Source organism: Tessaracoccus yangjingae, assembly GCF_055326235.1.
Genome location: NZ_JBUZNN010000015.1, coordinates 1 through 16,162, shown reverse-complemented (window position 1 = coordinate 16,162; position 16,162 = coordinate 1). Strand labels below are relative to the sequence as shown.

General features: G+C 67.7%; 21 protein-coding genes. 8 read left to right on the top strand and 13 right to left on the bottom strand.

The genetic code is table 11. The features are described from left to right. Position 1: 1 nt before the first annotated feature. Both ACZK5D_RS15460 and ACZK5D_RS15455 read left to right on the top strand, forming a co-directional pair. A complete protein-coding gene (locus ACZK5D_RS15460) occupies positions 2 to 400 on the top strand; it encodes a WhiB family transcriptional regulator (RefSeq protein ID WP_463665926.1) in 399 nt (132 codons plus the stop codon). Beyond that, complete coding sequence (locus ACZK5D_RS15455) at positions 397 to 1,020, top strand: hypothetical protein (protein WP_463665925.1); 624 nt, start codon at positions 397 to 399, stop codon at positions 1,018 to 1,020. Before ACZK5D_RS15460 ends, ACZK5D_RS15455 begins: the two co-directional genes overlap by 4 nt. A 121-nt stretch (positions 1,021 to 1,141) precedes the next feature. On the opposite strand, the gene ACZK5D_RS15450 is transcribed toward ACZK5D_RS15455, so the two are convergent. Beyond that, positions 1,142 to 2,002, bottom strand: coding sequence for an RNA polymerase subunit sigma-70 (locus ACZK5D_RS15450; protein ID WP_463665924.1), 861 nt, complete (start codon positions 2,000 to 2,002; stop codon positions 1,142 to 1,144). Between the two features lie 94 nt (positions 2,003 to 2,096). Between ACZK5D_RS15450 and ACZK5D_RS15445 the strand changes: the two genes are divergently transcribed. Continuing rightward, positions 2,097 to 2,474 carry a nuclear transport factor 2 family protein gene (locus tag ACZK5D_RS15445; protein ID WP_463665923.1) on the top strand — a complete coding sequence of 126 codons (378 nt, stop codon included), beginning with the start codon at positions 2,097 to 2,099 and terminating at the stop codon, positions 2,472 to 2,474. Between the two features lie 155 nt (positions 2,475 to 2,629). Here ACZK5D_RS15445 and ACZK5D_RS15440 read toward each other — a convergent pair whose 3' ends face one another. The 11 genes from ACZK5D_RS15440 to ACZK5D_RS15390 form a co-directional block, all read right to left on the bottom strand. Continuing rightward, on the bottom strand, positions 2,630 to 3,235 hold the full coding sequence (locus ACZK5D_RS15440; RefSeq protein ID WP_463665922.1) for a response regulator transcription factor: 606 nt from the start codon (positions 3,233 to 3,235) through the stop codon (positions 2,630 to 2,632). Then, positions 3,232 to 4,458: a sensor histidine kinase gene (locus tag ACZK5D_RS15435; RefSeq protein WP_463665921.1), complete on the bottom strand. Its 1,227-nt coding sequence runs from the start codon at positions 4,456 to 4,458 to the stop codon at positions 3,232 to 3,234. The genes ACZK5D_RS15440 and ACZK5D_RS15435 overlap by 4 nt, the downstream gene beginning before the upstream one ends. A 27-nt stretch (positions 4,459 to 4,485) precedes the next feature. Further along, complete coding sequence (locus tag ACZK5D_RS15430; RefSeq protein WP_463665920.1) at positions 4,486 to 5,322, bottom strand: ABC transporter permease; 837 nt, start codon at positions 5,320 to 5,322, stop codon at positions 4,486 to 4,488. An 11-nt stretch (positions 5,323 to 5,333) separates the two neighbouring features. Next, a complete protein-coding gene (locus ACZK5D_RS15425) occupies positions 5,334 to 6,284 on the bottom strand; it encodes an ABC transporter ATP-binding protein (RefSeq protein ID WP_463665919.1) in 951 nt (316 codons plus the stop codon). Between the two features lie 182 nt (positions 6,285 to 6,466). Further along, positions 6,467 to 7,264, bottom strand: coding sequence for a phosphoadenosine phosphosulfate reductase domain-containing protein (locus tag ACZK5D_RS15420; protein ID WP_463665918.1), 798 nt, complete (start codon positions 7,262 to 7,264; stop codon positions 6,467 to 6,469). Next, positions 7,239 to 7,955 (bottom strand): Csf3-related protein, encoded by a 717-nt coding sequence (locus tag ACZK5D_RS15415; RefSeq protein WP_463665917.1) that lies wholly within the window; start codon positions 7,953 to 7,955, stop codon positions 7,239 to 7,241. Before ACZK5D_RS15415 ends, ACZK5D_RS15420 begins: the two co-directional genes overlap by 26 nt. After that, the gene (locus ACZK5D_RS15410; protein WP_463665916.1) at positions 7,952 to 8,764 is read right to left on the bottom strand and encodes a hypothetical protein; all 813 of its coding nucleotides are present in this window, start codon (positions 8,762 to 8,764) and stop codon (positions 7,952 to 7,954) included. Before ACZK5D_RS15410 ends, ACZK5D_RS15415 begins: the two co-directional genes overlap by 4 nt. After that, positions 8,761 to 9,168: a hypothetical protein gene (locus tag ACZK5D_RS15405; protein ID WP_463665915.1), complete on the bottom strand. Its 408-nt coding sequence runs from the start codon at positions 9,166 to 9,168 to the stop codon at positions 8,761 to 8,763. The genes ACZK5D_RS15410 and ACZK5D_RS15405 overlap by 4 nt, the downstream gene beginning before the upstream one ends. Then, a complete protein-coding gene (locus ACZK5D_RS15400; RefSeq protein WP_463665914.1) occupies positions 9,165 to 9,311 on the bottom strand; it encodes a hypothetical protein in 147 nt (48 codons plus the stop codon). Before ACZK5D_RS15400 ends, ACZK5D_RS15405 begins: the two co-directional genes overlap by 4 nt. 38 nt (positions 9,312 to 9,349) lie before the next feature. After that, positions 9,350 to 9,586 (bottom strand): hypothetical protein, encoded by a 237-nt coding sequence (locus tag ACZK5D_RS15395; protein ID WP_463665913.1) that lies wholly within the window; start codon positions 9,584 to 9,586, stop codon positions 9,350 to 9,352. Continuing rightward, complete coding sequence (locus tag ACZK5D_RS15390; RefSeq protein ID WP_463665912.1) at positions 9,583 to 10,206, bottom strand: hypothetical protein; 624 nt, start codon at positions 10,204 to 10,206, stop codon at positions 9,583 to 9,585. Before ACZK5D_RS15390 ends, ACZK5D_RS15395 begins: the two co-directional genes overlap by 4 nt. A 311-nt stretch (positions 10,207 to 10,517) precedes the next feature. Here ACZK5D_RS15390 and ACZK5D_RS15385 point away from each other — a divergent pair, with 311 nt between their 5' ends. The 3 genes from ACZK5D_RS15385 to ACZK5D_RS15375 all read left to right on the top strand — a co-directional run bounded on the left by ACZK5D_RS15385 (position 10,518) and on the right by ACZK5D_RS15375 (position 13,467). Continuing rightward, positions 10,518 to 10,679 carry a hypothetical protein gene (locus ACZK5D_RS15385; RefSeq protein ID WP_182800676.1) on the top strand — a complete coding sequence of 54 codons (162 nt, stop codon included), beginning with the start codon at positions 10,518 to 10,520 and terminating at the stop codon, positions 10,677 to 10,679. 323 nt (positions 10,680 to 11,002) lie between these two features. Continuing rightward, entirely contained in the window at positions 11,003 to 12,376 is a 1,374-nt protein-coding gene (gene dnaB / locus ACZK5D_RS15380) for a replicative DNA helicase (RefSeq protein ID WP_463665911.1), read from the top strand. Continuing rightward, positions 12,373 to 13,467, top strand: a complete 1,095-nt coding sequence (locus ACZK5D_RS15375) for a hypothetical protein (protein ID WP_463665910.1) — start codon at positions 12,373 to 12,375, stop codon at positions 13,465 to 13,467. The genes dnaB and ACZK5D_RS15375 overlap by 4 nt, the downstream gene beginning before the upstream one ends. 7 nt (positions 13,468 to 13,474) lie before the next feature. Here the strand turns inward: ACZK5D_RS15375 and ACZK5D_RS15370 are convergent, their stop codons facing one another. Continuing rightward, positions 13,475 to 13,852 carry a hypothetical protein gene (locus tag ACZK5D_RS15370; RefSeq protein WP_463665909.1) on the bottom strand — a complete coding sequence of 126 codons (378 nt, stop codon included), beginning with the start codon at positions 13,850 to 13,852 and terminating at the stop codon, positions 13,475 to 13,477. A 223-nt stretch (positions 13,853 to 14,075) separates the two neighbouring features. Here ACZK5D_RS15370 and istA point away from each other — a divergent pair, with 223 nt between their 5' ends. Both istA and istB read left to right on the top strand, forming a co-directional pair. Continuing rightward, positions 14,076 to 15,326 carry an IS21 family transposase gene (istA, locus tag ACZK5D_RS15365; RefSeq protein WP_463664797.1) on the top strand — a complete coding sequence of 417 codons (1,251 nt, stop codon included), beginning with the start codon at positions 14,076 to 14,078 and terminating at the stop codon, positions 15,324 to 15,326. Next, the gene (gene istB / locus ACZK5D_RS15360) at positions 15,326 to 16,090 is read left to right on the top strand and encodes an IS21-like element helper ATPase IstB (protein WP_463664796.1); all 765 of its coding nucleotides are present in this window, start codon (positions 15,326 to 15,328) and stop codon (positions 16,088 to 16,090) included. Before istA ends, istB begins: the two co-directional genes overlap by 1 nt. The last annotated feature ends 72 nt before the right edge of the window (positions 16,091 to 16,162 follow it).

Genomic DNA, 16,162 nt, shown 5'->3' with positions numbered 1-16,162 from the left:
GATGTACCCTGAGATCACTGAAGTTACCCAGGTCGCGTTGGAGGGATCCCCCTCCAACGCGCCTTTGCTTTCCGGGGCAGCGTGCGCCGGCGACACCCAGTTCGACTGGATCCCGGCAGTGGAGACCGACACTGTTCCCGCCGGCATGGCCACGCTGTGCCAGGCCTGTCCCGCCCAAACCGCCTGCCTCGCCTGGGCGATGGCCTGGGATGCCGATGGCTACTGGGCCGGCACCACCACGGCCCAGCGCCGAGGCCGCGGCCGCAGCGACCAGCAACCCACCCATGAAGGACCCGGCTCCGCATCGCTCTACCGGCAAGGGTGCCACTGTCGCGAGTGCAAAGACGCGCACAATGACCGGATCCACAACCAACGCGCCCGCAACCGAGGAGCCGCATGACCATCCCAGCGCCCTGGGAACGCCACGACCCCACCCCGATTCCTGAACCCTGCACCGCCACGGTGCTCCGGCTGCTCCCACAGGCCGAGTTCGAGGCACTGCTGCGCTCCAACCTGGTCCCGGGATCCGACCGACTCGGATTCCAGGAGCTCTGGATGCTGCTGGCATTCAACGACGACTTGGCCAACCGGTGCTTCGACGTCCTCGAGGACTGGCTGAATCGAGCTGACCAGTTGCTGCTCGTTGACCCCGAGTCGCCGCGGCTGCGGAAGTTCCGCCGCATGTGCGACGACGCATGGAACCGACTGAACAAGGCCCGCGACGTCGACGTCAAACCCGAGCATGCACCTCCGGCGCCCCACACCACCGCAGGGCAGTTCGCCCTAGGAATCGCTGAACACCGCACCCGCCTCACCGACCCCACCGACCTGGACGACGCGCTCTGGGCAGCCCTCACCCACGCCCGCGACCGAGCCCGCCGATCGAGGCAGACGACGAAGGCCTGGCAGTCCGCCCCGGTGTTGACGACCCAACTGATCGACGCGGTGGCCGAACACAGACGGCTGAACCCTGAACCACGGCCGGCTGACTGGGCGCTGTACGCCATGTTGCGGGGCTAGATGTTGCTGGCCATGACGTTATTGACGTTAGGTGAGGGTGTCGGGCATTCCGAAGTGGCGGTGGAGGTTGTCGTCGAGGAACCGCATGATCGAGGCGATGCGTGTCCCGTCTGCCGATGGCTCAATGACGAGGAGTCCTCGCGCGCGGCCGTCCAGGTAACAGACGAAGGCTGGGCGACTGGCTGCTGATGTGGCGGTGAGCGTGTAGCGGCCACCTGGGCGGCCGGCTGCGCTCGCGCGCAGGAAAGCTTCGACGGCGGAACGACTCGTATCGCTCGCTCGCCGGCGGCATTGCCAGCCAGCTCTCGTTGGTCAGCAGCGCGATGATGGAATCGACATCGTCGCGCTCGAAGGCATCGGCAAACGAGCGAGCCAACTCGTCGTCGGCGGCCGAGCCGACCCTCGTGCGCGGAACCGGGATAGCCGAGCGGGCGCGTTGAAGAATTCCCTTGGCTGCAGTGCGACTCGCACCGAGCACGTCGGCAACCTCGCCAATCGAAAAGTCGAGAACATCACAGAGCACGAGGACTGCCGCCTGACGGGGCGGTAGAGCTTGGAGCATCACCACGAAGGCCAATTCGATGCTTTCGCGCGCTACGACACGCATCGCCGGGTCGAGCTCATCAACAAGCACGTCCGGGTAGGGCTGCAAGTGCGGCAGATCGAATCGGTCGGATGGTGTCGGTGGCTCAAACGGCGGGGCAGGGGCCAATTTTGGCCGTCGGGCCTGGTCCCGCACCGCGTTGAGCGACTTGGTGGTTGCGATCCGGTACAGCCAAGTTCGGACGGACGACCTGCCTGCGAACTGCGGCAGACCCTTCCATGCCGCCAGGAGAACCTCCTGGAGGAGGTCGTCGGCCGCGTCGATCGATCCCGAGATCCGATAGCAGTGAAGGTGGAGTTCGCGGCGGAACGGTTCGATGAGCGCGGCGAAAGCCTGCTCGTCGCCGCCTTGCGCGGCCTCCATCTGCAACGACTCCACGGAGCCAATCCTCGCAGGATTCGAACCCGACCGTTCCGATCACGCACCCGGTGGTGTCTACACGGTTATCAACCTTCCACGAGTAGGAGTCACCATGACCGAGCAGCAGACCCCCGCGGTGGACACTGCACTGGCCTACCACCGAGCATGGACCGCCGGTGACCTTGACACCGCGCTGGAGCACGTCGCGGACGACGTCGTTTGCTACGCGCCTCCCGGAACACTGACCGGGACCGAAGCCTTGCGTGGATTCATGCGTCCATTCGCTGCCTCGCTGACGAGCTCGACGCTGTTGGCGGCCTTCGGCGACGGCGACCAGGCGCTCGTCATGTACGACACGGCGAACCTGGCCGTGCCGAGCGCTCCAGGTGCCGAGCTCTACCGCGTTCAGGACGGCCGGATTGCCGAGATTCGCATCATCTTCGACCGTCTGCCCTTCGCCCTGGCACGTGGCGAAGTTGTGCAAGCCTGACCGGGCGTCAGGTGATGACACACGCGAACGCTCCGCTCAACGCGGAACGGATCGCTCCCTACACCCCGCGCCACCAACGGGAAAGTGGAGCGCTACAACCGGATCCTTGCTGAGGAGTGGCTCTGCGGCGGCATCCGCGACTGGGTAGTCTGCGCTCAGATCCAGCCGTTGCTGCGGGCGATCCGGACGGCTTCGTGGCGGTTCACCGCTCCCAGCTTTGAAGCGGCGGAGCTGAGATAGTTGCGCACAGTTCCGCTGGAGAGGTGGACCCGGGTGGCGATTTCGTCGATCGCTGCCCCGGCGTCGGCGAGTTCGAGGACGTCGGCCTCGCGCGGGGTGAGCGGTGAGTCGCCGGCGGAGATCGCGGCGGCTGAGAGTTCAGGATCGACGTATCGGTGACCGTCGTGGACTTGCCGGATGACGTCGGCGAGGACCCGTGCGGGGGTGGTCTTTGAGAGGAACCCTCGTGCGCCCGCGGCGAGTGCACGCTTGAGGTGGCCGGGGCGGCCGTGTGATGTGACGATCAGGCACCGCGTCGACGGCGATGCCTGGGCTGCCTCAAGCGTCACCTCTATCCCGTCCCGCCCGGGCATTTGGAGGTCCAGCACTGCGACGTCGGGTTTGTGGTGTGCGATGGCGGTGATCGCCTCGTCGCCGGAGGCAGCCTGTGCCACCACTTCGAAGTCCTCCTGCATGGACAGCAGGGTGACGAGTGCGTCGCGGACGAGGGTCTCGTCGTCGGCGATCAGGACACGGATCATTCGGTCTCCTGGGGGACGCGGCCGGTCAGGGCGAAAGTGCCTGCGCTGGTGTGGGTTTCGACGGTGCCGCCGAGCTGCCGGAGTCGTTCGCGCAGCCCGGTGATCCCGCCACCGTGGGGCCGCTGCTGGGCCGAGCCGACGCCGTCGTTGGTGATGTTGACTGTGGCCCAGCCCTGGTCCAGGGTCAGTGAGATGGTGCAAGACGTCGCATCGGAATGGTGGACGACGTTCGTGGCGCCCTCCCGGACCACCCACGCCAGTGCCTCCGCGGCGCGGGTGTCGATGCCTTCCGCGGCTCCCAGCAGCCTGGCCCGGATCCCTGCTGCGAGCAGCATGGCGCGCGCACCCTTGAGTTCGGCGGGGAGATCCACGGTGCGGTAGCCGGCGACCACTGCGCGCACCTCCCGCAGCGCCTCGTGTGCAACGCCCTGGACCTCGCGCATCTCGACGGTGGCGAGCTCCACCCGGCCGGCCTGGGCGAGTTCGGCTGCCAGGTCCGACTTCACGGCGACAGCGGTCAGGGTGCGGCCGAAGATGTCGTGCAGGTCGCGGGAGAACCGGAGGCGCTCCTCGGCCACCGCCAACTCCGAGCGGACGACTGTGAGTTCCGCCTGTTCCCGCATCTGGCGGAGCATCCAGGTGGTCACCGCGCCAGACACGACCAGACCCAGGGCGATAAGGAAAGAGCTGAACAGGGCCGGGAACCACCGTCCGGCGGTGACGTCGCCTGGGTGGAGGGCCATCCAGCTGAGCGTGGTGAGGGCCGCGACTGCCAGCGCCAGGAGCGGGAGGGCCCGCCACGTGGTCGCCGGGGAGAATCCAAAGACGCAGGTCAGCAGGGAGATCAACACCGCGCTGGTTGGCAGGTCCAGCCCGACGTCCCCGGTCGGTGGGGCGGCGAAGACGCCGAACCCGGCCGCCAGCAGGCAAGTGGCGATGAACGCCACGACCAGGGTCCGCGGCCAAGGCGATCCTTCCAGCACCCGGTCGATGGCAGCCCGCAGCACAAGCGCACACAGAACCGCAGCCCCGACCAACGCCGCCAGGTGGGCGACCGTGAGCCACGAGTACGTCGCCGCGTTGGCCAGGATCAAGCCAGAGGTGAACGGCGCCAACGGGGGAACCGCGTAGAGCGACATCATCGTGTAGCGGTCGAACCTCCGGTACGGCTCCGACTGTCGCGCCGGGTGGGCGCGTACCTCGGATGCTTGCGGGTGGCTCATACTCTCCACCTTGTCACTTCCCGCGGCTCAGCGCCGGGGCTCGAAGCGCATGTTGCGGCGGGCCAGCAGGACGGAGGCGACCACCCACCCGCCCAACACGAGCAGCGGGAAACCGGCGGCGGGGAACGATCCGAGGAAGCCGTCGACCCGGTCGCCCAGCAGGGTGCTGCCGTTCAGCCCGATGGACACCAGCTGGGAGGCGGCGTTCAGAGGGGTCAGCGCGGCGACGGCCTGGACCATCTCGGGCATCGCGGCGAGCGGGAAGTTGGTGCCGGAGAAGAAGACCAGGATCATGAAGACGGGCATCGTCGAGTATTGGGCTGCCTCCACCGATGAGGTGATCGCGGTTGACGCGGCGGCGAGGCCGATGCACACCACCATCGCGCCAGCCAGGCCCACCAGTGCCAGCAACGGGTTGGTCACCGAAGGCATCCCAAAGGCCAGGATGGCCGCGGCGCCACCCAGAGCCACCTGCGCCAGCACGATACCGGCGGAGGGGACCGCTGCTGCGACCAGCGCCTCCCAACTGGTTGCCTCTCCAGTCGAGAGCCGCTTGAAGACCCCATCCTCGCGGCGTGCCACGAAGATGCTGGTGAGGTTGTAGTAGATGGCCATCAGCACGCACCAGGTGATCAGCATGCAGATGACGAAGGTGGTGAACGTGCCACCGGACAGGTCGTTGCCCAGGTTGACCATGGCCAGGAAGGCCGCCATCGTGGGGCCCATCAACAGCGCCGTCGCCAGGGCAGTTCGGTTGCGACCCAACTGCCTGGCCTCGGCGCGGGCAATGGCAGCGGTCCTGCGCAGCGGGCTGCTGGGCCGGGGGTCGGTGGCGGGGGAGTAGCGGAAATCTGTGCTGGTCATATCTGTTCCTTTCAGGCAGCGGCAGCGTCGACGACGGGTTGTCCGTGCGCCGCCGACAGCGAGAGGAAGGCCTGCTCCAGGGAGCCGGAACGGGCATCGAGGTTGTCGAGCCGGGCACCCCGGGCTTGTGCGACGTCGAGCAGGGCCCCGAGCGTGACCTGCAGGTCGAGCGTGGTCAGGACCACGTCGTTGCGCACCACCAACGGGCGACCCGCGAGGGCGGGCAGCGCCGCGACCTCGTCGAACGGGATGCTCATGAGCACCGACTGGGCGAACTGGACCATCGACGGCTGCTCGGCGGTGATCTGCGCGACGGTTCCTTGCCTCACGATCCGGCCGGCGGCCATGATCACGAGCCGGTCGGCCAACTGCTCAGCCTCTTCCAGGTAGTGCGTGGTGAGCAGAACCGAAGTGCCGTGGTCGAGCATGCCTTGGACCACTTCCCACGTGGCCTCACGAGAAGCCGGATCCAGACCGGTGGTGGGTTCGTCGAGGAACAGCAGTTCCGGGCGGCCGAGCGTTGCCAGCGCGAGGTCCAGCCGCCGACGTTCACCCCCGGATAGCGACTTGACGCGGACCTCTGCGCGGTGGGCGAGGTTGACAATCTCCATGGCCTCGGTGAGGGGACGGGGCGCGGAGAGGGTGCCCGCCCACATGGTGATGGTCTCGGCGACAGTGAGGTCGCCGGCAAAGCCGGCCGCCTGAAGCATGATCCCCGTGCGGGGGCGGACCTTGGCCCGCTCCCTGTGCGGGTCGAACCCGAAGACGCGCACCTCGCCGGCGGTGGCTGGGGCCATGCCCTCCAGGATCTCCAGCAGCGAGGTCTTGCCCGCCCCATTGACGCCCAGGACCGCCAGCAGTTCCCCGCGGACCAGTGTGATGTCGACGCCACGAACCGCCTCGAACATCCTGTGGCCCTTCCCGTACCGGCGTACCACGCCGTGCGCCTCGATCATGTTCATGTGTCCTCCGAAGTCCTGGTCCACCTCGGGGTCGCTCTCTCGCCCGATGGGGTATCTCCAGACTCCCTCCCCCCGGTGACCGTCGGTAGTTCACATCCTCAGCAGGTTGAATGGATCGCTCACGCCTCAAGGTGACATTTGTCACATGATCGAACCCGCCACGCGGGGACGTTGAGGGACTCTCAGGCGTACTCCGCAGCCCGCGGGAGTGCGTCGACGATGCTCTGGTACAGGCTGGGCCAGCCTCGTTTGAGCCACACCAGACGCCCGTTCTCGAGCTGGGTGGCGTCGATCATGTTGGAGACGCGCACGGCGTGGGGTGGTGCTCCGAGGTGGGCGAGTTTGTCGTAGACCGGGTTGGTGGGCAACCGGTGGCGGGCGATGTGGCCCCAGATCGCGGTCTCGGTGAAGTTCCACACCGGCGAGTAGGTGACGGTGCCGTTGGTGCGGTGGACTGTGCCGCCGGCGGGGTCGTGGCGCAGGGCTTGGGCGAACATGACGCGCCTGGAGCTGGACTCGTAGCTGCGCAGCCCCCACAGCTCCCCAGGGCCGTGCCGGTCGTGGGCGTGGGCGGAGGGGATCGCGATGTTGTTGTTGAACAGGTTGGCGTGTGCCCCGACGGTGCGGTGGTGTGACCAGGTTCCGTTGGCGACGAGGACCTCGAGGGTGGGGCGGGCGGCTGGGATGACGTCCAGGTTGAGGTGCCACGTGTCGGTGAGGTCGGCGATGTAGCGCAGGGTTTCTGGGTATTCGAGGCCGGAGTCGAAGAAGCACACCGGCACGTTGGGGTCGGCTTGTCGGGCGAGGTGGAGGGTGACGAGGGAGTCTTTCCCGCCGGAGAAGGCGAGGTAGCCGTCGTGCTGGTCGAGGTGGCCGGCGATGCGGTCGACCAGATCAGCCGTGTTGTGGGCCGGTTTCCGGAGGCCGGCCAGGTGCCGGATGTCCAGGCCACGGTCAGTGGGGTGCGGGGAGTCGGACATCGGTTCTCCGGGAGTGGTGCATGTGGGGTGGCCGCACGCCGGCATAGCCGGGGCCGGCGTCGACGATGTCGGGGTGGCCGGTCAGGCATGCCGCGGGGCAGGGTCGGGCCAGGGCACCGGTGGGGGAGAGGTGTCCGGCGGTGAACGGGTCGAGGGTGTCGACGACATCGACCTGCCAGCTGCTGATGCGGCCTTCCCCTTGGGAGCGTTTCTTCCCGATCGCGGTGATGGGTTCGAGGAGCCGCGCGACGGCTTCCGGGTCGCCGATGGCGTGCCAGGTGAGGCTGTGGGCCACGGTGACCGGCAGCGGCATCCAGAATGCTTTCCAGCGGCCTTTCGAGTCGTGGAGGTGCTGGGGCAGGCCGGTGGTGGTGTGTTCGGCGTGGCGGTGGTCGAGCCTGGTTCCCCAGTAGCGGACCTCCGGGTCCTGGGGCACGGGGTCGGGCCAGCCGCAGGTGGCGGCCCAGTGCCACCAGAGCGGGTCTGCGGTGCAGCGTGCCAGCGGGAGGTCCATGTCGGGCGGGTCGGGTTGCTCGAGGGCCGGTGGGCCGGGGGGCTGGGTGTGTTTGTGTCGGGTCCACAGCTGGGAGGCGAGGAGTCCGTCGAGGGACACGGTCCAGGGGGAGGCGTGGGCGATGCCGTGTCGAAGGATGGCGGTGACTCGAAGGGGCCGGTAGGCGGGCGTGGTCATAGCTGGTTGAGGGCGTCGATGGCGCGGTCCGTGTCGGCGGCGACCTGTGTGCGCCAGTCGAGGCGGGTGGGGGGTGTGGCGGTGGTGGTGATGTCGAGTCGGAGTCGGCCGTGGCCGATGGCGCTTCGGCCGGCGATGGTGGCGGTGTGGCTGTAGTGGGCGAGGACGTCGGTGAAGAAGGCAGCCTCGAGGTCGGTGGGGGAGGTGAGGTTGAGCCAGACGTCGAAGGTGGTGCCGGCGCGGAAGGTTTCGATGCGGTACTGCAGCTGGCTGGCGTGGTCATCGACGGCGGGGGTGGCGGCGTCGTGGCGGTAGCTGTCGTCGACGCGGCTGTAGGTCTCGATCTGGGTGAGGTCCTGGACGGAGAGGGGGGCTGGTTGGCCCAGAAGGTGGGCGGTTTCGGTGGCGTGGGGGAGGAGTTTGCCGACTTGGAGGCAGCCGTCGATGATGCGGCCGGCGCCGGCGGTGCCGAAAATCCCGATCAGTGGGACCAGGTGGCGTAGTTCAGCCAGGCGGGAGCCGGAGATGGGGGCGGCGCTGGTCTTGACCAGCGATCCGCCGCTGCGGAGGGCGGCGGCGGCCGCGAGGGTGAGTTTCCCGCGGTAGTGCAGCACTTCGGCGAGCTGCTGTTCGGCGACGCGGCGCAGCCGGCCGCGGAAGGCGTTGCCGGAGATCAGGGGGATGGTCACCGGGGTGTGGTCGGGGCCGATGATGGTCTCGCGGCGCAGCATGGTGATCAGCCCGCGGGTTTCGCTGCCGTGGCTGATCGATGAGGTGGCGGTGGCGGTGCCCGTCCAGGTGATGTTCATCGGTGCTTGCGGGTCTCGGCGACGATGCGGGTCCGCAGCACGAGGGCCAGTGTTTCCTGGCGCAGGACGCGCAGCACGGCCGCCGGGTCCGAGGCGTCGAGGAGGTGCGCGAGCTCGTGGCGGGCGGTGGCGGTCGTGGGGAAGGCTTGCAGATCGTCGGCGAGTTGGGTCCACCACTGCCGCAGGTTGGCGGCTTGCTGGGAGGCCACCAGGATCCGGTCGGGCAGCAGCTTGTCCCAGTAGGTGGTGCGGTAGCCGGCGACCCAGCTGGTGTCCCAGTCGATGCTGTAGTGGAGCAGGAGCAGGAGACGCTCCGCTGTGCCGGCGGGGCCTTCGAGGGGTGGCATGAAGCCGGCGGTGGCGTGCAGCCACATCTGGGTCGGCCTGGTGTCGGTGAGGGTCATCGGTGGTCCTTGATCATCTGCGAGACGGCGCGGGGGAGCCACTCCCGGAGGCTCTGCTGATCGTTGTTGAGGGCGGCGGTCTTGATGGTGGTGCTGACCCGTGCCGGGACCCCCCGGAACTGGTGCTTGCGCATCAGCGTCACCAGGTCATCCTGGAAGGCTGCGCCTGGCCTGGTTCCGGTCATGGCAGCTGCGCTTCGGTCCAGCTGGGCAGACCCCAGTAGGGCTGTGAGGCGATCAGACACTCACCGCAGTCGATCTCGACCACCGGCACCTGCGAGTCGCACGCGTAGTCGGCTCCGCACAGCACGTCACGGTCGGAGGGGCGGGCGCCGGCGACAGCCGGGGTGGATCCGACCAGGTGGGTCAACTTGTTGTCGTCGCTGACAACCAGCAGCGCCGCGGTGACCAGGCTCATCGAAGGGTTCCTTTCAGGTGATGGGTTGCTTTGATCGCGAGATCCAGGTGGGGCGTGGGGCGCCACGGGTCCAGCTGGCGCCACTGCCGGCCGATCGCCTCCCACGCCGAGGGGTGCCGACTGGTCAGCCACCGCGCCGGCGGAGCAGATCCGGGCAACGAGGTGGCCGGGGCGCCCAGGAGTCGCAGATCGGCGACGATCCTCAACCTGTGAACGTCGCTGGGTTGCCACGTCAGGTTGATGTCATCGACACGCACGGTGCCCCACTGCGCGTAGGGCAACACATGTTTGCGGCCGCTCAGGGGAACCACGATCGCGGAGCTGCCGCTGGGACGCAGGAGGGAGTCGAACAGCGAAGGGGTGTCGAGGACGGTGGCCGTGGTGGCGGTGATCGACAGCACCAGTCGGCGAGCTGGCGTGCTGAACGCCCAGGCGCAGCCTTGGCACAGCCCGTCGCCGGCGCCGAGCAGGTCGAAGCCGGTGAACTTGGCTGACACCACGCTGCTGATCGACTGCACGGGAACGGTCTGGCCGCAGCGGCAGCACACGCCGACCGACGAGACGGCTGCGGGTTCGGTGGGGGCGTGGTGGCGGTAGGCCACCTCGACAGGGTCGAGCATCTTGTTGGACCTCCTCTACCCAGCAGGAAGCCGCCCGCGGGCCACCGATGTGACCCGGTTGGGATGAGAAAATTGCTGTGCTGCCTGTCACACCTGTGGAGTCGGGGATGCCTCCTTGAATTGAGAGGGTGGTGACAATGGCAAAAGGCTTGTATGCGTCCTACGATGCTGCGGCGTGTCTCCCGGGCGGGATGCGTGTCCTGCGACAGGATGTCAGCATGTCAGCGCGTCGAGCTCCCGGCCCAGGCCGTAGTCCCCGTGGGGGAATTCTTCGTACTCGCACCACGGTGCGCCTCGTCCCTGAAGACAAGATGCGATTCGAGGCCATGGCCGACGAGTTGGGTCTCAGTCTGACCGACACTCTGGCCTACTACGCCGCCCTCGGCGCCGGACTGAAGGTCCCCGTTGACATCCAGAAGCTCATCGACGACGCAGCCCGCGAGCGCGCCAACCAGCCGAGCCTGGTGGCCTGATGAGCCTCATACGCAGTGCGAGGAGGCCCATGGCATAGAAAAACCGGCCCCTGACGGGACCGGCCTTCCTGTAGATCGACACATCGTCTGATCGCTTTTCCCCGGACTCTCCAACTGCCAAGGAGAGGTCACCTATCGGAGTTAGCAGCTCCAGGTGAAGACCTAGGTTTCGCGATCTCTGCGTCCGATTCTACCCCCTATATCAGGCGTGTCTAGTGGCACGCCGGGTTCAGTGCACCCATTTTCGGTGCGCCAGGAAGCCGTCGGCCCGTCTGTCACCCCCGAGCATTCCAGCTCTGACAAGGACAGATAGGACACTTCCCATGTCGGCTCCCCGCAGCCCACGCACCCCCTATACGGCCCCTATATCGACCGACGCCCCGGCGAGTCGCGACACCCTCCTTCGGACCCCGCCCCACGACCACGCAGCCGAGCAGGCCGTGCTGGGCGGCATGATGATGACCGGCACCGTCGTCGACGACATCACCGAGATCCTCACCGGCGAGGACTTCTACCAGCCCCGCCACGAAATGATCTTCACCGCGATCGTGTCGTTGACCCACGCCGGCCGCCCCGCCGAACCGATCGCCTTGGCCGACGAGCTGGAGAAACGCGGAGCCCTCGACACCATCGGCGGCAGCGTCTACCTCCACGAGGTGCTGGCCGCGAGCCCGATCTCCGCCAACGCCAACCACTACGCCGAAATCGTCCGCGACCACTCACTGCGCCGCAAAGTGATCACCGCCGGCATGAAAGCCACCCAGCTGGGCTTCGACGCGCACGGGGAGGCCGCCGACATCGCCGACCAGGCCCAGCAGGCCATCTACTCCGCCACCGAGAACAGCCGCCGAGAAACAACCCCGCTGGCCGGCTCACTGCTGGAAGAAACCTTCGACTGGCTCGAATCCGACACCGCACCCGGGCTACCCACCGGGTTCACCGATGTGGACCGCCTGCTCGGCGGGCTGCAGCCCGGCAACATGGTCATCATCGCGGCACGCCCCGGGATGGGAAAGTCCACCTTCGCGATGGACATCGCGCGGCGGGCTGCGATCCTCGACCGCGTCCCCACCCTGTTCCTGTCGCTGGAGATGTCGAGGCAGGAACTGATGCTGCGGCTCCTCGCCGCACAAGCAACAGTTCCCCTGCAGGCATTGAAGGACCGGAAGCTGGACTCCCGCCAGTGGGATGCCATCACCCAACACTCCTCCTCCGTCCAGGACGCGCCGCTGTGGTTGGAGGACCGCCCCGGCGTCACCCCGCTCGAGCTGCGTTCCAAGGCACGCCAACTTCGCCGCCAAGGCCTCGGGCTGATCGTTCTGGACTACCTGCAGCTGCTCAGCTCAGGGCGACGCGTCGAGTCCCGCCAGGTCGAGGTCTCCGAGTTCTCGCGGCAGATCAAACTGCTGGCCAAAGAGTTGGCCGTCCCGGTGGTGGCGCTGTCGCAGCTGAACCGCTCAGCCGAGACACGGGCCGACCGCAAGCCGGCCCTGTCGGATCTGCGCGAGTCAGGCTCGTTGGAGCAGGACGCCGACATCGTGATGCTGCTCCACCGCGACGACCTCAACGACCCCCACAGCCCCCGCAGGGGAGAGGCCGACGTCATCGTCGCGAAGAACCGCAACGGCCAAACCGGAACCTCCGCCCTCGCATTCCAGGGCCAGTTCTCCCGGTTCGCGAACCTCGCCCACCCATGACCCTCCACGGACTCCTCGGCGACGTCCTGGCCCAACTACGCCCCGTCGAGCAGACCACACCGGAGTCGCCGCAGACACCGACATGGATCACCGACCGCATCACCAGCGTCGCCGGGATGCTGGTCCTGAATCGCGCCGACCTCGCCGACCAAGTCCAGCTCGTGCTGCAGATCGCCGGCGCGCTGTGCCGCGAAGGCCGCACCTCGGCCCGCACCCTCGCCAAGAAACACGGATGGCCCCCGCCGCTGATCCAACGCACCCGACGCGCACTGTCCCTGATCGCCGGCCTCGAACAGCTGGGCAGATCGTGGGCACCGGATCCGGTCGGCACAACCGCCACCATCCCCGTGTGGAACGGCCGGCAACGCTGGCTCCTCGCTACCTCGCTCGAGCTGCACAGCACCCGCGGCAAGGCCGCCATCAACCGCTGCAAGTCCAGCCGACCCCTCGTGATGAAGGTCGCCCGCCACGACGCCGACAGCGCCGACGGCTCTACCGGCCGAGGAGTGCGAACCTCACACGAAACCGTTGCCCGTCAGCTCGGTGTCAGCCGCGACGCCGTCCGTCACGCCCGCTACGTCCTAGAAGCCATCGGCATGTCCGTCACCGTCGTCCAAGGCCGCTACCTCACCGCGAACGAGCGTGCCGCAGCCCATGCCCACCACGGCGGCCGGCAGCGTCGCATCGCCTCCACCCGACACCTGACCATGCCCCGCGGAATGGCTCGCCTAGCGGCCCGCCACCTACCACGTAGTGGTTCCGTTAGGCCTACAGCTCTAGAGAGTTCTAACTCACCAAGACGCGCAGGAACCTCCAAAAAGCGACCGCAGCTGCCACCGATCCCCCTGGCCTGGCAAAAACTAGCCGCACAGGTGGTCACAGTGCTCCCTCACCTCGGGCACCGACACCTGGGCAACCTGGCCCGCGGCCTGATGCGGCTCCCCATCGACCCCACGAACTGGACCGGTCATCGTCTGGTACGCCTGATCGAGCTGACCAACCGCGAAAAGGGCATGACCCAACCCGAATCGGTGCGGAGCACCCTCGGACTGTTTCTTCACCAATTGAATGTCGGTCTGGCTGGCCACTAGACCCACATCACACCTGCCCGGGGTCATGGAGCTTTGCGGCTCGCAGGGTCCGCGCGTAGAACGCCTGGATCCGGCCGGGGTCGTCTGGGGACCTGGTGTCTGCTTCCGCCTCTTTGTTGATGGCGTCGATCTCGGCTTGTTGGATGCTGGTCCTCTGGGCGCGCGCCTGACCTGTTGAGGTTGGTTCTGTCTTGTTCCGGTGATCGAGTTGCGTGCCAATCGGGAGAGCGTGGGGGAGGGCGTCGACTTGGCGCGGGGACTTCTCGGCGGCCTCGTCGCGACTCTCAGGGTCGGACGGTGCTGCGGGCCGCTCATCGGCTACCCGTTCAACGGGGTCGATTCCTGCCCAGGCGAGGCGTTCCTCCAACGCGTTCCAGAGGGACATGCCTCTGGGGTCAGGGATCACTGTGCCCCCATGAACGATCTCCGCACGGCTGGGGCGAAGATAGAAGTCTCCTTGCTTGGCTTGGCAGTGCGGACAGTGCCACATGAGGTAGCCCTCTTCGCGGGTGTGTGAGTGATCGAACCAGAGACTGCTGTCGATGCCGAGTGAATACTGACCCCGTGGCGCCGAGTGAATTTTGACCCCTCTCCGTCAGAGTGAGGGAGTGATCAGTGTGGAGGATTGGGCCGAGATCCGACGGCTTCATAGGTCGGAGGGGTTGGCGATCAAGGCGATCGCGCGCCAGTTGGGGGTGGCAAGGAACACGGTGAGGTCGGCGTTGGCCTCGGACGTTCCGCCCAGGTATGAGCGGGAGTCGCCGGGGTCGTTGGTCGATGCCGTCGAGCCGCAGATCCGGGCGTTGTTGGCGGCGACGCCGCGGATGCCGGCGACGGTGATCGCGGAGCGGATCAGCTGGGAGCATTCGTCGTCGGTGCTGCGGGCGAGGGTGGCTGAGTTGCGGCCGTTGTATCTGCCGGCGGACCCGGCGGATCGGACCCAGTATCGGGCCGGGGAGATCGTGCAGTGCGATCTGTGGTTCCCGCCGAGGGTCGTGCCGGTGGCTGACGGGGTGCTCGCGGCGCCGCCGGTGTTGACGATGGTGGCCGCCTGGTCGGGGTTCATCGCCGCCCTGTTGCTGCCGACCCGTCAGACCGGGGACCTGCTGGCGGGCATGTGGCAGCTATTGGCGGGGAGCTTCGGGGCGGTCCCGCGGATGCTGGTGTGGGACAACGAGGCAGGGATCGGGCAGCACCGACGCCTCACGGTGCCCGCGAGGGGCTTCGCCGGAACGTTGGGGACCAGGATCTATCAGACCAATCCCCGTGACCCGGAGGCGAAGGGGGTGGTGGAGCGGGCCAACGGGTTCCTGCAGACGTCGTTCATGCCGGGCCGCGAGTTCGTCTCCCCGGCCGACTTCAACACCCAACTCGCGGACTGGTTACCGCGGGCGAATCAGCGGCTGCTGCGCCGCACCGGCGCTAGACCAGCAGACATGCTGGCGTCGGAGGTGGCGGCGATGAGCAGCCTGCCGCCGGTGGCGCCGCTGGTCGGGTCGAGTAGCCGGGTCCGGCTGGGCCGTGACTACTACGTGCGGGTCGCGGGTAACGACTACTCGGTCGACCCCGCCGTGATCGGCCGGTTCGTCGACGTCGGCTGTGACATGGACACCGTCACCGTCACCTGCGCCGGCCAACCCGTGGCCTCTCATGCGCGGTGTTGGGACCAGCGGCGCACCCTCACCGACCCTGCCCACGTCGCGACCGCGAAGACGCTGCGGGCGGCGCACCAGAAGGCTGTCCGCGTCGATGCCCGCGGCGTGGGCGAAGACGTCGGACTCCGGCCGTTGAGCGTCTACGACGACCTGTTCGACCTGCCCGGCATCGACCCGGCGAGCGCGTCCGGGGCGGTGGCCTGATGAGCCTCACCGCGAGGGACCTGACCGGCGAGATCGGGTTCCTGGCCCGGGAGCTGAAGACCCCGGTGATCGCTGAGACGTTCACCGACCTCGGTGACCGGGCCCGCGCCGAGGGCTGGTCCCACGAGGAGTACCTCGCCGCCGTCCTCGGCCGCCAGGTCGCCTCCCGCACCGCCAACGGCACCCGGCTGCGGATCTCGGCCGCTCACCTTCCAGCCGTCAAGACCGTCGAGGACTTCGTCTTCGACCACATCCCCGCCGCGTCCCGTGACCTGATCGCGCACCTGGCCACCTGCACGTTCATCCCGAAACGCGAGAACGTGGTCCTCCTCGGCCCACCCGGCACCGGGAAGACGCACCTGGCGATCGCGTTGGGCATCAAGGCCGCCGAAGCAGCCCATCCCGTGCTGTTCGACTCTGCCACCGGCTGGATCAACCGGCTCGCCGCCGCCCACGCCTCCGGCGCCCTCGAACGCGAGCTGCGCCGGCTGAAACGCTACCGCGCCTTGATCATCGACGAGGTCGGCTACCTGCCCTTCGACACCACCGCCGCGGCCCTGTTCTTCCAACTGATCGCCTCACGCTACGAGACCGGCACCGTCATCGTGACCTCAAACCTGCCCTTCAGCCGCTGGGGCGAAACCCTCGGCGACGACGTCGTCGCCGCCGCGACCATCGACCGCCTCGTCCACCACGCCCACGTCATCGGGCTCGACGGCGACTCCTACCGCACCCGCGGCCACCGTCGCCAACCAACCAAGTAGAACCAACAACAACCATGAGAGGGGTCAATTTTCGATCGGCAACAGGGGGTCAGTTTTCGTCCGGCGTTGACA

What these genes read in the sequence shown, in the direction of transcription:
- ACZK5D_RS15375 (WP_463665910.1), top strand. Translation starts at nt 12,373, where the DNA reads ATGACCCTCCACGGACTCCTCGGCGACGTCCTGGCCCAACTACGCCCC.
- ACZK5D_RS15385 (WP_182800676.1), top strand. Translation starts at nt 10,518, where the DNA reads ATGCGATTCGAGGCCATGGCCGACGAGTTGGGTCTCAGTCTGACCGAC.
- ACZK5D_RS15435 (WP_463665921.1), bottom strand. Translation starts at nt 4,458, where the DNA reads ATGAGCCACCCGCAAGCATCCGAGGTACGCGCCCACCCGGCGCGACAG.
- ACZK5D_RS15395 (WP_463665913.1), bottom strand. Translation starts at nt 9,586, where the DNA reads ATGAGCCTGGTCACCGCGGCGCTGCTGGTTGTCAGCGACGACAACAAG.
- ACZK5D_RS15370 (WP_463665909.1), bottom strand. Translation starts at nt 13,852, where the DNA reads ATGTCCCTCTGGAACGCGTTGGAGGAACGCCTCGCCTGGGCAGGAATC.
- ACZK5D_RS15390 (WP_463665912.1), bottom strand. Translation starts at nt 10,206, where the DNA reads ATGCTCGACCCTGTCGAGGTGGCCTACCGCCACCACGCCCCCACCGAA.
- ACZK5D_RS15405 (WP_463665915.1), bottom strand. Translation starts at nt 9,168, where the DNA reads ATGACCCTCACCGACACCAGGCCGACCCAGATGTGGCTGCACGCCACC.
- ACZK5D_RS15460 (WP_463665926.1), top strand. Translation starts at nt 2, where the DNA reads ATGTACCCTGAGATCACTGAAGTTACCCAGGTCGCGTTGGAGGGATCC.
- ACZK5D_RS15425 (WP_463665919.1), bottom strand. Translation starts at nt 6,284, where the DNA reads ATGAACATGATCGAGGCGCACGGCGTGGTACGCCGGTACGGGAAGGGC.
- ACZK5D_RS15445 (WP_463665923.1), top strand. Translation starts at nt 2,097, where the DNA reads ATGACCGAGCAGCAGACCCCCGCGGTGGACACTGCACTGGCCTACCAC.
- ACZK5D_RS15430 (WP_463665920.1), bottom strand. Translation starts at nt 5,322, where the DNA reads ATGACCAGCACAGATTTCCGCTACTCCCCCGCCACCGACCCCCGGCCC.
- istB (WP_463664796.1), top strand. Translation starts at nt 15,326, where the DNA reads ATGAGCCTCACCGCGAGGGACCTGACCGGCGAGATCGGGTTCCTGGCC.
- ACZK5D_RS15410 (WP_463665916.1), bottom strand. Translation starts at nt 8,764, where the DNA reads ATGAACATCACCTGGACGGGCACCGCCACCGCCACCTCATCGATCAGC.
- dnaB (WP_463665911.1), top strand. Translation starts at nt 11,003, where the DNA reads ATGTCGGCTCCCCGCAGCCCACGCACCCCCTATACGGCCCCTATATCG.
- ACZK5D_RS15415 (WP_463665917.1), bottom strand. Translation starts at nt 7,955, where the DNA reads ATGACCACGCCCGCCTACCGGCCCCTTCGAGTCACCGCCATCCTTCGA.
- ACZK5D_RS15455 (WP_463665925.1), top strand. Translation starts at nt 397, where the DNA reads ATGACCATCCCAGCGCCCTGGGAACGCCACGACCCCACCCCGATTCCT.
- ACZK5D_RS15440 (WP_463665922.1), bottom strand. Translation starts at nt 3,235, where the DNA reads ATGATCCGTGTCCTGATCGCCGACGACGAGACCCTCGTCCGCGACGCA.
- ACZK5D_RS15420 (WP_463665918.1), bottom strand. Translation starts at nt 7,264, where the DNA reads ATGTCCGACTCCCCGCACCCCACTGACCGTGGCCTGGACATCCGGCAC.